This is a genomic window from Streptomyces sp. NPDC052109 (genome assembly GCF_040680195.1).
Classification (GTDB): domain Bacteria; phylum Actinomycetota; class Actinomycetes; order Streptomycetales; family Streptomycetaceae; genus Streptomyces.
This window is the reverse complement of record NZ_JBFAWF010000020.1, coordinates 90,491-103,189: the sequence shown is the minus strand read 5'-3', so window position 1 is coordinate 103,189 and position 12,699 is coordinate 90,491. Positions and strand designations below refer to the sequence as shown.

The 12,699-nt window shown below is 72.4% G+C and carries 8 protein-coding genes; 1 reads left to right on the top strand and 7 read right to left on the bottom strand.

Features of this window, described 5'->3' with window-relative positions; genetic code table 11:
• The first annotated feature begins 252 nt into the window (after positions 1-252).
• On the top strand, positions 253-483 hold the full coding sequence (locus tag AB0L59_RS31785; protein WP_365590093.1) for a hypothetical protein: 231 nt from the start codon (positions 253-255) through the stop codon (positions 481-483).
• 110 nt (positions 484-593) lie between these two features.
• On the opposite strand, the gene AB0L59_RS31780 is transcribed toward AB0L59_RS31785, so the two are convergent.
• The 7 genes from AB0L59_RS31780 to AB0L59_RS31750 all read right to left on the bottom strand — a co-directional run bounded on the left by AB0L59_RS31780 (position 594) and on the right by AB0L59_RS31750 (position 12,562).
• Positions 594-1,454, bottom strand: a complete 861-nt coding sequence (locus tag AB0L59_RS31780; RefSeq protein WP_365590092.1) for a serine protease — start codon at positions 1,452-1,454, stop codon at positions 594-596.
• 121 nt (positions 1,455-1,575) lie between these two features.
• On the bottom strand, positions 1,576-3,120 hold the full coding sequence (locus tag AB0L59_RS31775; protein WP_365590091.1) for an RNA polymerase sigma factor: 1,545 nt from the start codon (positions 3,118-3,120) through the stop codon (positions 1,576-1,578).
• Between the two features lie 437 nt (positions 3,121-3,557).
• Positions 3,558-4,445, bottom strand: coding sequence for a FadR/GntR family transcriptional regulator (locus AB0L59_RS31770; RefSeq protein WP_365590090.1), 888 nt, complete (start codon positions 4,443-4,445; stop codon positions 3,558-3,560).
• 160 nt (positions 4,446-4,605) lie between these two features.
• Complete coding sequence (locus tag AB0L59_RS31765) at positions 4,606-7,149, bottom strand: ATP-binding cassette domain-containing protein (RefSeq protein WP_365590089.1); 2,544 nt, start codon at positions 7,147-7,149, stop codon at positions 4,606-4,608.
• Positions 7,150-7,314: 165 nt separating this feature from the next.
• A complete protein-coding gene (locus AB0L59_RS31760; protein ID WP_365590088.1) occupies positions 7,315-8,073 on the bottom strand; it encodes an NUDIX hydrolase in 759 nt (252 codons plus the stop codon).
• 131 nt (positions 8,074-8,204) lie between these two features.
• Positions 8,205-10,379 (bottom strand): glycogen debranching N-terminal domain-containing protein, encoded by a 2,175-nt coding sequence (locus AB0L59_RS31755; protein WP_365590087.1) that lies wholly within the window; start codon positions 10,377-10,379, stop codon positions 8,205-8,207.
• A 449-nt stretch (positions 10,380-10,828) separates the two neighbouring features.
• Positions 10,829-12,562 (bottom strand): DUF4192 family protein, encoded by a 1,734-nt coding sequence (locus tag AB0L59_RS31750; protein WP_365590086.1) that lies wholly within the window; start codon positions 12,560-12,562, stop codon positions 10,829-10,831.
• Positions 12,563-12,699 lie beyond the last annotated feature (137 nt).

The window sequence follows — 12,699 nt, the reverse complement described above, 5'->3', positions numbered from 1 at the left end:
GAGGCATGAACCATTTAGGCTCCGGGCACGTCCTCATGAACAACAGGCAACCCGGCCTGGAGGACCTAGACACAACACTGCGCGAAACCGTAAGCACCACAAGAGACGCACTACGGCACATTCGCCGCCAACCGGCAGCAGACAGCCGCCCCGGAAGATTTTTTTCGAGGAAATGCCACGAGCGGGAACGTTTTCGGGCTGGTTGGATGTTGACCCTGGTACGACAGCTCGTCGAGCTAGAGAAGAGGCGACGTGACTACTGTTCTGACCCCCGCGAGCCCGCTGACGGCCGCCGATCGCTGCGACCGCTGCGGCGCCCAGGCATACCTGCGCGTCGTCCTGCTGAGCGGCGGAGAACTGCTCTTCTGCGGCCACCACGGCCGCAAGTTCGAGCCGGAACTCAAGAAGATCGCCGCTGAGATACAGGACGAGACGGAGCGGCTGACGTCCGTTCCGAACACCGCTTCCGACGAAGAGCGCTGAATCTCGCACCCACGACGAGCCAGCCCGGCACAGGCCGGTGAACGGGCGGCCGCTCCCTCCCAAGGAGCGGCCGCCCGTCGTGCGTGCTCATCTTCGCCGTACGAGGCGCCTCAGGAGCGCCTGTGGGGTCTCTTCCGGCCCCCCGGGGCCGCCTCCAGGGCCCGTACGGCTTCGGAGACACGCGTGTACACGCCAGGGCTGCCCGGTCTGCCGCAGCCGCTCCCCCAGGACACGAGCCCGATCAGCCGCCCCGCTGCCACCAACGGGCCGCCGCTGTCCCCCTGGCACGCGTCAGGGCCGCCGGCGGTCTCGCCCGCACAGAGCATGCTGCGGGCCTGGTAGGTGCCGTCAGGGCCGCCCGGGTACGCGCGGGAGCAGGACTCGTCCGGAAGTACGCGCAGGCGTGCGGCATGCAGCCTGCGCGCATAGGCACCCCCACCGGTGACGTCTCCCCAGCCGGAGACCAGGGCCTGCGTGCCCGGCGTGTAGGCCGGGTCGCCCGGGCCCGCCATGTCGATGACCGCACTCCGTGGCAGCGACTGGGCGAGGGTGAGTACGGCGAAGTCGCCGGCGTTGGTCTCGCTGTCGTACCCGGGATTGATCCGGACGTCGCGTACGGCGATCTCCTGGCCCTCTCCCGACAGCAGGTCGGTGCGGCCGGCGATGACCCGGAAGTCGCGCAGACGGTTCGCCGGCGCCCCGAGGACGTCCTCGGCCAGGCAGTGGGCCGCGGTGAGCACCGCTGTCGGTGCGACCGCCACGCCGCCGCAGAACTGGCCCGCCCGCGTACCCCCGAACCGGTCACGGCTGGACAGCGCGACCGTCCATGGGGCCTGCGAGACCTCTATGGGAAAGCCCCCGACCACCACGCTGCCGGCGGCCGCCGGAGGCGCGCTCACCATGGGTATGACGGTCGTCGTGGCCGCCAGGGCAAGCGGCCGGATCAGTGCCCGGACAATGGAACAACGCATGCAAGGTCCTCACTCTCGGTGGTACCGGAACACCCAGAGTGATCCACTGCAGGTACGCGCGCAGCACGAAGGCCCGGCACCCCTGAGGGGGCACCGGGCCTTCGCGTCGTACGACCGCGATCTAGTCGAGGTAGTCGCGCAGCACCTGGGAACGCGACGGGTGGCGCAGCTTCGACATGGTCTTGGACTCGATCTGACGGATGCGCTCACGCGTCACGCCGTACACCTTGCCGATCTCGTCGAGGGTCTTCGGCTGACCGTCGGTGAGACCGAACCGCATGGAGACGACGCCGGCCTCGCGCTCGGACAGGGTGTCCAGAACGGAGTGCAGCTGCTCCTGCAGGAGCGTGAAGCTGACGGCGTCGGCGGGGACGACGGCCTCGGAGTCCTCGATGAGGTCACCGAACTCGCTGTCCCCGTCCTCACCCAGCGGGGTGTGAAGAGAGATGGGCTCGCGGCCGTACTTCTGGACCTCGATGACCTTCTCGGGGGTCATGTCGAGCTCCTTGGCCAGCTCCTCCGGGGTGGGCTCGCGGCCCAGGTCCTGGAGCATCTGACGCTGCACGCGCGCGAGCTTGTTGATGACCTCGACCATGTGCACCGGGATGCGGATGGTGCGGGCCTGGTCGGCCATGGCGCGGGTGATGGCCTGACGGATCCACCAGGTGGCGTACGTGGAGAACTTGTAGCCCTTGGTGTAGTCGAACTTCTCGACCGCGCGGATCAGACCGAGGTTGCCCTCCTGGATGAGGTCCAGGAAGAGCATGCCGCGGCCGGTGTAGCGCTTGGCCAGGGAGACCACCAGCCGGAGGTTGGCCTCCAGCAGGTGGTTCTTGGCGCGGCGGCCGTCCTCGGCGATGATCTCCAGCTCGCGCTTCAGCTTCGGCGCCAGCTTGTCGGCGTTGGCCAGCTTGTCCTCGGCGAACAGACCCGCCTCGATGCGCTTGGCCAGCTCGACCTCCTGCTCGGCGTTGAGCAGGGGGACCTTGCCGATCTGCTTCAGGTAGTCCTTGACCGGGTCGGCAGTGGCGCCGGCCGCGGCGACCTGCTGCGCGGGCGCGTCGTCCTCGTCCTCGTCGGACAGGACGAAGCCCGCGTTCTCGGCGACCTCGGGCTCCTCGGCGACCTTGGTGTCCTCGAGAACCTCGTCCTCGAGAAGCTCGACGTCGTCCTTCTTGGCCGTGGTCTTCTTGGCGGCCGTCTTCTTCGCGACGGCCTTCTTGGCGGGGGCCGCCTTCTTGGCGGTCGCCTTCTTGAGGGCGGCCTTCTTGGCGGGTGCGGCTTCCTCGGCGGAATCGGCTGCGGCCGGAGCGGTGGGCACCGCAGGGGCGGCCGTGGTGGCGGTGGCCTTCCTGGTCGTCACCGTCTTCGCCGCGACCGTCTTGGTGGCGGTGCGCTTGGCCGGACTCTTCGCTGCGACGCTCTTGCGGGTGCGCTTGGGCTCTGCGGCACTGACCATCAGCGTCACACCCTCTTCCTCAAGAATCTGGTTGAGGCTGCGCAGTACGTTCTTCCACTGAGTGGCCGGAATCTGGTCAGCTTCGAAGGCCCGACGCACATCGTCGCCGGCGATCTGCCCCTCAGCCTTTCCCCGCTCAATGAGCGCCATGACAGAGACGGACTCGGCGATCTCCGGCGGGAGCGTACGGGATGTGCTGGCCGACACGAACAACCTCTCGGAACGTTGGAAAACGGCTTCCGGCACCGTCCACTGCGGACAGGAGCCGACCACCGGCCTGGGGATGGGCCGACGGCGCGGGCGGGGGCCGGGAAGATGCACAGCGCCTGTGATGGCGTCCGTATTCCCTCCGCGGCTATCACCTCTTAGGTCATCGCGCTGTCTCCACGAGCGTTACGCCCAATCTGCGTGGCCCGAGTCACACCCCGTAAGCGGTCAAAAGCGATCAGATACGGACAGAGGAGATCGCCGTTGTTGCCATGTCCGGTCGTGCGCGTGACCCCGGCAGCACATCGCACCGCTGGACCCTGCCGGACCGCACAGGGTCCGGCAGGGTCCAGCGGCGGCCGGCAACGAGCCCGGCGCCGCCACGAGCACCACGAGGACGCCGCACACCGGCGACCGCACTGCCCTGACCCGGCGGGTCAGTGCTCGCGCGGGGCGGGTACCACGCGCTCGACCTCGGGGTGGACCGTGAGCAGTTGACGCATGGCCGTCTCGGCCGCCGTGCCGTCGCCGGTGCCGAGCGCGTCGACGATCCGCGCGTGTTGTGCGAGCGACGCCTCGTTGGGCCGGTCACAACCGGTGACCGGGCCGCCCGAGACCTGGAGGGCCGCCGAGACGATCCCGGACAGGTGCTCCAGCATGCGGTTGCCGGCGATCTGGATGAGGAGCCCGTGGAACTCGTTGTCGGCGCGCGAGTACGTCAGCGCGTCGCCCTGGGCCATGGCGTGGCTCATGATCTCGACCATGTCGCTGAGGCGCTGCTGCACCTCCTCACGTCCGTGGCCGGCGGCGAGGCGGGCGGCGAGCGGCTCGATGGTCCAGCGCAGCTCGCTCAGCTCGCGGCGCTGGTCGTCGCGCTGGGGCCCGAAGGCCCGCCACTCGATGATGTCGGGGTCGAGCAGGTTCCAGTCGCTGACGGGACGCACGCGCGTGCCGACGTTCGGGCGGGCGCTGACCAGGCCCTTGGCCTCGAGGACACGGAGGGACTCGCGGACGACGGTACGGGAGACCTCGAAGCGCTGGCCGATCTCCTCGGGCACCAGCGGGCGGTCCGCGCCCAGGTCTCCGGAGACGATCATCTGACCCAGCTGTTGGACGAGTTGGCCGTGCAGTCCGCGTCCGCGGCTGCCCGCGGCGCGCCGGCCGACGCGGCCCAGTTCGGGATCCGCGCCTTCCCAGGAGGGCGCTCCGACGCGGTCGGCGACCTGCGGCTCTGCGTAGGGATAGCGGTCGAGTTCGCCCGGGCCGACCAGACCGGAGTCGGTGGAGCGGGCGGCGGTCATCATGGTGTGCGCAAGGGTACTCACGGATCCTTTGTCGGCGCCGCCTCCAACTCCCTTGAGGTCTTTGGTGAAAAGCACACGAAAGGGTGATCGCTCACCCCGTCGCAATTGACGCCTTATCGGAAAGAAATGGGCTTTCCACGGGGAGTTGTGCACACGGCGGGATCGGAAGTGCGCTCACGCGTCACCGGAAGCGCGTGCGCCGCATCGAGGCCAGATACCCGCACAGCAGCGCGGAGAGCGACAACGCCATTGCGCAGCCCACGGGTTGGGCGAGCACACGCGCCATCCCGAGCAGGTAGCGCTCGCCCCCGAAGGGCCATTGCAGCAGCAAGACCTCCCGCATCCGCCCGGGGAACCCGGCGGACACGCGCAGGGCCGGTCCCTGCATCGCCTTGTGCACGAGGGGGACGACGACCACGGGAACGGCGAGGACGGCGGCCAGACCACCGGTGGTGGACCGGAACACACCGGCCGCCAGCACTCCGGCCCAGGCACAGCCGAGGATCAGACCGAACCAACTCACGCTCAGCGAAAGCCAGTCCGCGGGAACCTGTGTCAGCTCCCGTCCGTAGACGACGTAGAGCGCTTCGGCGTCGCAGCCCAGGGTGAGAAAGGCCAGCATCGCCGCGGTGACGCCGGAGACGACCAGTTTCGCGGTGAGCAGCCCCAGTCGGAGGGGCACGCCGCCGCGGTCCGCCGCGAGGGCGGGGTGGCGGAACTCGTCCCCGAAGGCCAGCGCGCCGAGCAGCCCGGCCGCCAGCGCCGCGGGCGGCAGCGGCAGCTCCCGCGGCCACGCGGCGAACAGCCGCGCCTGCGGGGTGTGCCCGATCCTGGCCAGCAGTACGGCGGTGAGCACGGACACCACAAGGACGGCACCACAGGTGAGGAAGCCGACGCCGATTCCGGCGGCGCGCCGGATCTCGTAGCGCAGGGGGCGCAGGGGGCTGGGGGCGGGGCGGACGGAGATGGGGGGCGGGAGGGGGGACGGGGCGTCCGGGGGACACGCGCGGGCGGGCTGGGCGGCGCGGGCGGCCTGCGCTGGACGGCCGCCGGGGTTCCTGGCGCCGGGGAGGTGGGTACGCAGGGCGGAGATGCCCGTTTCCGGGGTGCTCGTGCTGCCGGTCTGCGGTTTCTGGGCCGCCGGGACCACATCGCGCCCGGCGGTCGGTTCGACTGCGGCGGGCCGGGCGCCGTCGCTCTCCTCGAGCGCCTCGGCGGCAGCCGCGCCTGCGTCTTCGCGGGGCACGATCTGATCGCCGGACCCGGCCTCGTCGGACGCCGTCCCGCTGCTTCCCGAGGCGGCGCCGGCCGGCGCCGCGCCCTCGGCCGGTACACGAGGGCCGGCCTCCGTGTGGTGGGTCACCGGCCCGTCATCGGGCACCTCTCCGGGCGACGGCTGCTCACCGCTCAAGGGCCGCGCCCGCTCCCCCGCCGAGACACCGGACGCAACCCGCTGCGGCGCCGAGATGGCCGGTGCCGTACGCTCCAGGCGCTCCGCCGAGAAGCCGAACGGCGTGGCGCCCCGCTGCCTCCCCGGGGGATCCGACGCGGCGCCACCCGCCTCCGCCGACGAGAGGCCGGACGCCACTGCGGCCGGCTCCGGCGCGGACGAACCGAACGCCGCCGCACCGGACTCCTCCGTCGCCCGGCCGACCACGGAGCCACCCGGCACCGATGCCGCCACTCCGAACACCGAGGCGTCCGGCTCCGCCACCGCCGGGCCGCCCCCCGCCGTCTCCGGCTCCGCGGGCGCCGAGCCGGTCACGACGGCTCCCCGCTCCACCGGCTCGTTCGCCGCCGCGGCGCTCTCCTGCGCCGAGGAGGCACCACCGGATCCGACACCGGCTCCTGGCCCCATGTCGCCGATCTCGTCCGCGAGTTGGTGGATGAGAATGCCATGGCGGAAGGCCGTCTCACCGACGTCGGCGGTCGTGGAGCCATACACCGACAGACGATTGCCCTCCTCGCGCACGACCTCGACGGAGCGGCGCCCGGTACGGGCCTCCTTGGCGAGCAGGGTCGCGAGGCGGGCCGCGTGCGGGCTGCGTACGGCCACCCGCGGGCGCAGCCGGGTACGGGCGAACTCCTGGGCCTCCTGGTCGGCCACGAGCCGTCCACTGTCGAGCGTGACGACCCGGTCGGCCGTGCGTGCGGCCTCCTTGGGGTCGGCGGTGGTGAGGAGCACCGTGCCGCCCTGGCCGGCGTGGGCTCGCAGCATGCCGTGCAGCCACTGCGCCTCACGGGCGGAGAGACCGCCGGCGGGTTCGTCCAGGACGAGTGTGTGCGGGTCGGGCAGCAGGGCGCAGGCCAGGCCGAGTCTGCGGTCCGCTGCCCGCGAGAGCGTGCCGAGGCACTCCTCGCCGAGGCCGACCAGGCCGACGACTTCCAGGACTTCGTCGGCCCGTCGCGCGGGAACTCCCGAGGCCGCGCAGAGCATGCGCAGATGACCGCGGACCGAGCGGGCCGGATGCCCCGGAACGTCGCCGAGGAGCACGCCGACTTCTCGCGAGGGATGAGGGATCCGGTGCAACGGCCGCCCCGTGAAGTAGGTGATGCCACGCCCCCGTTGAAGCTCGAGCATGAGTCTGAGCACGGTCGTCTTGCCCGCGCCGGCGCCTCCGAGGAGCACGGTGACATGTCCCGCGCGCGCTTCGAAGGAGACGTCGTCGACGGCGGGCGGGTGCGCCTTGCGGGGGTTGCTGGTCAGTCCGAAGGCCTGGATCACTTGCAGCAAGATAGCGCGACATGTCCGGTTTTTCGTGTATCGCCCTGCTCACTACCACACGCGGCGCGCATCGACCCGGCTTGTGTCCGCCGTTCGGCGGAACGGGGCTCGGGGCACGCGGTCGGCCCGGCCGATCACATGCGCCGAGCCGACCGCATGTACGTCTCAGACCTCGGGGCGCAGCATCGGAGGGTTCAGCAACGTGGCGCCGCCGGCCCGGAAGAGCTGCGCCGGCCGGCCTCCCTGGCGCGTGGTGGTGCCTCCCGTGGGGACGAGGAATCCGGGGGTTCCGGTGACCTTGCGGTGGAAGTTGCGCGGGTCGAGGGCGACTCCCCACACCGCCTCGTACACCCGGCGCAGCTCACCGACGGTGAACTCGCTCGGGCAGAACGCGGTGGCCAGCGACGAGTACTCGATCTTGGACCGGGCCCGCTCGACCCCGTCGGCGAGGATCTGGGCGTGGTCGAAGGCGAGCGGTGCCGCGGGCTCGCCGTCGCGGCCGTAGCCGCCCTGCTGGAGCAGTTCCTCGACGGGCGCCCAGCGCGCGTTGCTCGCGTCGCCTCCCGCGCGGGGGGCGGGCAGGTCGGGCGCGAGCGCGAGGTGCGCGACGCTCACCACACGCATGCGCGGGTCCCGCTTGGGGTCCCCGTAGGTGGCGAGCTGTTCGAGGTGGGCTCCATTGTCCTGGGCCGGGGCCGAGGGGTCGTGTGCGCACAGTCCGGTCTCCTCGGCGAGCTCGCGCGCCGCCGCCTGGGAGAGGTCCTCGTCTGCCCGTACAAAACCGCCGGGCAACGCCCAGCGCCCTTGGAACGGCGGCTCGCCCCTGCGGACCGCCAGCGCGCACAGGGCATGGCGGCGCACGGTCAGCACGACCAGGTCCACGGTGACAGCGAAGGGCGGAAAGGCTGACGGGTCGTAGGGCATGCGGCGATCATAGTCGTCTGCCTGACGATAAACACTCCCTTCCTCGGCTGCATCGGTGGTGGTTCCGCTTCGTTCGGGTACGGGGGCGCACAACCGGCTCCTGTTCTTCGTTCCGGTGGCGTCGTACGAGGTCACACTCCCAGTTGCAGGCCGTCCGCCGCCTCCTCGACCATGGCGAGCCCCAGCCGGCTGATCCGCACGGAGAACGGGGCGCCGGCGACACGCAGCCCGGTCAGGCCGAGCTCGCCGAGCGGTGCGCTCCGCACGGGGCGCAGGGTGACCGTTCCGGCAGGGGTGTCGGGACGGATGCCCGCGAGCGAGGTGAGCATCATGACCACAGAAGCCGCTGCGGTGGCGGCAGGCCGGCAGGCCGCGGGGTGCGGGAGGGGTGCGCTCCCGCTGGAACGCTGCTCGCCGGCGAACATCTCCGGCAGCCGGTGGCCGAAGTACTCCCCCGCTTCCAGCACTCCCCTCAGCAGGCCGCCGGACTCCTTCTCATAGCCGGCGGCCGCCAGTCCGGCGACGGCCAGAGCGGTGTCGTGAACCCGGACGGCCCCGGTCCGGTGGCCGAACGGGTTGTGCCCCGCCTCCCTGGCACCGAGACCGCGCAGCCCCCAGCCCGCGTCCATGGCGGGAGTGCCGAGCAGCCGGGCGAGGTGGTCGGTCTGTACGGGGTCGAGCAGACCCGGGGCGAGCCGGCCCGAGCCGAGCAGGCCGGTGTCGAGGAGGTGCACGACGGGGGAGCCGAGATACGGCACCGGCCGGCCGTCCGGTGCCAGGGCCGCGGCCGGGCGCCCGCCGCCGCGGTCCTCGACCCAGAAATCGGCCCGGAAGGCAGCCTGCAGGGCCTGGGCCCACTGCCGTAAGCCGGCGCCTCCGGGCCGGTCGAAGGCGTCGAGGAGATCGGCGCCGAGCAGGGCCGCCCGGTACGCGTGGGCCTGCGTCTCGCAGCGGGCCGGGCCCCCGGGCTGGGGGTCGCGGAGGTAGGGGCCGTCCCCTGCGGCGGTCCGCAGCCAGCCGAGGCAGCGTTCCGCCGCGGGGAGCAGTTCCCTCGTCTCCTGTTCGGGAAGTCCCCAGCGGCGGGCCTCGGCGAGCAGGACGGGGAAGAGCAGCGTGGCCTCCGTGCCGGTGCAGCCGGGTGGCAGGTGCGGGCCTGCGTCCCGCCTGGGCCCGGGGATCATTCCGATCCGTGGGCTCGGGTCCCGGAGCTGGGTGCGCGCCAGGGTGCGCAGTGTTCCCGCGGCGAGCCGGGTGCCGAGCGGCAGGGCCATGCGGGCCGCGGCCAGGGCCTCGGCGGGGGCCATTCCGCAGCGCCAGGGCGCGCCCGCCGCGAGGTGGGTGTCGGAGGGGTGGGCGGGATCGCGCAGGAGCAGGGCCTGGAGGTCGGCGACCGCCACGTGCAGGAGCGGCGCCACCCGGGGGTCGTCGCCCGTCGCCCGTGCCGGAGCGAACGGGCCGCCCGTGGCATGTCCCGCCGGCCGCAGCGGGCCCGCGCCGTCGAGCCGCACTCTCAGTTCCACGGCTGTCGTACCGTTCGGCGGCAGTTCGAGTTCCCAGCGCAGCAGTCCCGCGGACGCGAGGGCGTCGGAGGGCGGCGGGTCGGCGATGACGGACGCCGCGGCACCGGCCGTGGCCCAGCGCAGGCCCGAGTCGTGGACGGTGGCGGGGGCTTCGGGGCCCGCTCTGCCGGAGGCGATGGCGCCGAGTTCGGCGAGGTCCGTGCCGAGGGCGACCTCGAGGGGCAGCCTCAAGGGCCGTGCGGCGGCGTTGCGGAGCGTGATCCGTTCTGTGCCGTCCGCGCGGCGAGTCCGCTCGACCACGACATCGGGATCGGGGCCCGCTGATGGGGAGGCGCGTAGTGTTCCGACGAAGCGGGCACTGTCGGCGCCGGTCATTCTGGCCTGCACCGGCACGGGGTCGCGGCCGGCCACGCGGACCTGGCACCGCGAGAGCAGGCGCCTGCCGCCACGGTAGAACCCGTCCAGTCCACGGCCGGCCAACTGCCCCTCCCCGGAGATGACAAGACCGGGAAGGGCGACGCAGATCAAGGCGGTGTGCGTGGGAGGCAGCTCGGGTCCGGGCCGGCCGCCCTGCGGCGTGCGCACCGGTGGAGCGGCGGGCCTGCGGCCCGTGGCCGGCGGTTTGTCCCGGCCCTTCGACGGGTTCGGGTGAAAGCCCCTGGGGGACGGCAGGGCACCGCTGGTCCCCGGTGCGATGGCAGCGGCACTGTCTGGCGACCGTTCGGGCCTGTCCCAGGGCGGACGTTCGTTGTCGACGGTGGAGGGCGGAGTCGGCTGCTGGTGCATGGGGTGGCTTCCTCTGCGCTCGCGGCGCCCCCGACGGACTGGGCGATCGGTGGGACGCCCCGAAGGACAAGGGTCGTACGGCGGCAGGGCCCGTCCGGGTGTTCCGCCACTCAGGTGAACGGAGGTGGGCTCGTCCGGGTCACGGCTCACCTCGGGGAAGCCGACCGAATGGCGGCCGGACCCGAGGGCGGTGGGGCCGGCTGCGAGCCGGTGCCACCAACGGCCGCGTGGCGGGCGCCCGCCTGTGCCACGAGCAGGTGGGCGTGCGCAGTGGTCCCTGCCGGTCAGGCGGCTGAGAAGAGTGCCGTCGCAGCGGCGGCGACAACGACTCGCACGGAACCGGTTCCTGCGCAGTCTCCAGGGGCGCACGCCACATCCCCTGGTTTCCGCCGAGGGGCCACATGCCTTCCCCGGCGGGACCTGCTCGACCAGGCGTCCACCCAGGGCGCTCACCCCTCCCCCTCGGGCTTGCGATGGTCGCTTCCAGCTGGGGCCGCGCTGGTCGTGGGGCCACCCGGCTCCGCAGCACGCGCCCGCCTGCCGCCGAAGCCACGGCTGCCCGGGCGCGAGGGCTCGGCTGCCGAGGGCTCCGAAGGCGAGCCGGCCGGCCTGCGCCGTCCGCCCGGGGCCCGCGCCGCGCGAGGGGTATCGCCTGCATCGGCGGCTCGTGATCGGCGCCGTCGGCGCGTGCTCTCCACACGTCCCGCTTCAGGGCCCTGGTCGTCGGTTCGCGTCTGCGCGCCGGGCCCGGGGCACTGGTCCTCCGCCCCCACGTGCTGCGCGCCCGGACTCGCGTTTTCGGCTGACGGTAGCTCGGACAGGGGCGCCTTCTTCTCGGCGTGCGGCTGTGCGCCGGCCTCCGGCCGCGTACGTCCCGTGCGATCCCTGGGCTCCGCACGGTCCCTGAGGGCTGTGCGATCCGTGAGGTCCTGGTCTTGGCGGTCCGTGAGGTTCCGGTCCTTAGGGGCCGTGAGGTCCCTGCGGTGCGCAGCTGCCTCCGCGGAGTCCCCCCGGTCGGCACGCAGGCATCGGCGGATCGCCTCCGGGTCGAGGCCTTCGTTGCAGGCCTGGTGGAGAAGTCGGGCGAACAGATAGTCGGGGTCCGCCCCCAGGGCCATGGCCAGCGCCTCGCGGGCCTCCACCTCGTCACCTGCCGACCAGGCCACCCAACCGGCCAGGGTCAGCGGGGCCGCGGCGTGCTCGCCGTAGGGTCCGACGCAGCGGCGGGCCAGGGCACGCCAGAGCCGGAGGGCGGGCCCCGCCTCGTCGCCCTCCATCCAGGCGGCCGCACGGTCGCGGGTGGTGCGGTCCTGGAGCCCGAGGATCAGCGCCGCCGCCTCGTCATGTGCGAGCAGGCCGTCGTCACGCACGTCCGCCGGTTGCGTTCCGGACACCGGTGCGGCTGCGGCGAAGCGGCGGATGATCCGCTCGGCGAGGTCCAGCGTTTCCTGCGCCACCTTCGCGCGGGACGCCTCGTCGAGAATGCGGGGCACCAGGGTCATCCCGGCCGCGTCCAGGGCGACCTCCTGTTCCAGGGTCGCGGCCGTCTCCCAGGGCTGCATCCGGGCGCGCAACTCCCTGAGGGTGCCGCGCACTTGGACGCCGGCGTAGGTGGCCGCCGCCGCCAGCACGGATGTGCCGGGAAGACCCATCGGCGCACCGTCCTCCGGACAGCAACCCTCGTACGGGCAGCAGTACGACCAGTAACGGCCGTCGGAGATGCACAGCGCCTCGATCACCGGCACGTCCAGGTCGCCGCACTGGGTGCGCAACAGGTGGACCAGCTGCTCGAGCCGCCGTTTGACGTCGCGACCGGTCTCTCCCGGGGCCGGTTCCTGGCACACGTAGGCAACCATCTGCTCGGGCCGGGCGCCCCGCCGCTCGCTGCCGGACACCAGTCCCCGGGCCAGTTGGCGTGCGGCCGCCTCCCAGTCCTCCCGGTGGGCGGGGATGCCGAGCCGGGCCCGGCCGCCGAACCTGCCCCGGCCTTCGCGGTCGTGCAGGGCCACCAGCACCATGCTGTCCTCCGGGCGGTAGCCGAGGAGGTAGGGAAGGGCGTCGGCCAGCTCGGCGGGCGTGCGTAGCGTGATCTGTGTGTCGTGCGCGGACGGGCCGGTGGACGGCTCCTGCCCCGCCATGTCGCTGTTTTCGAATGGTCCGGTGGTTTCGCTGTGATGCGTCATGCGCAGACGATCTCGCGGATCCCGAGGTTCCGCTTGAGCCTGTGGATAAGTCGAATCAGGGACACGACAAGGCCCTCGCGGCTGTCCACAGACACCGCCCGGGCCCGCCCGTCTGTCGGTCCCGTCCTGTTGTATGG

What these genes read in the sequence shown, in the direction of transcription:
- AB0L59_RS31780 (WP_365590092.1), bottom strand. Translation starts at nt 1,454, where the DNA reads ATGCGTTGTTCCATTGTCCGGGCACTGATCCGGCCGCTTGCCCTGGCG.
- AB0L59_RS31760 (WP_365590088.1), bottom strand. Translation starts at nt 8,073, where the DNA reads ATGCCCTACGACCCGTCAGCCTTTCCGCCCTTCGCTGTCACCGTGGAC.
- AB0L59_RS31755 (WP_365590087.1), bottom strand. Translation starts at nt 10,379, where the DNA reads ATGCACCAGCAGCCGACTCCGCCCTCCACCGTCGACAACGAACGTCCG.
- AB0L59_RS31750 (WP_365590086.1), bottom strand. Translation starts at nt 12,562, where the DNA reads ATGACGCATCACAGCGAAACCACCGGACCATTCGAAAACAGCGACATG.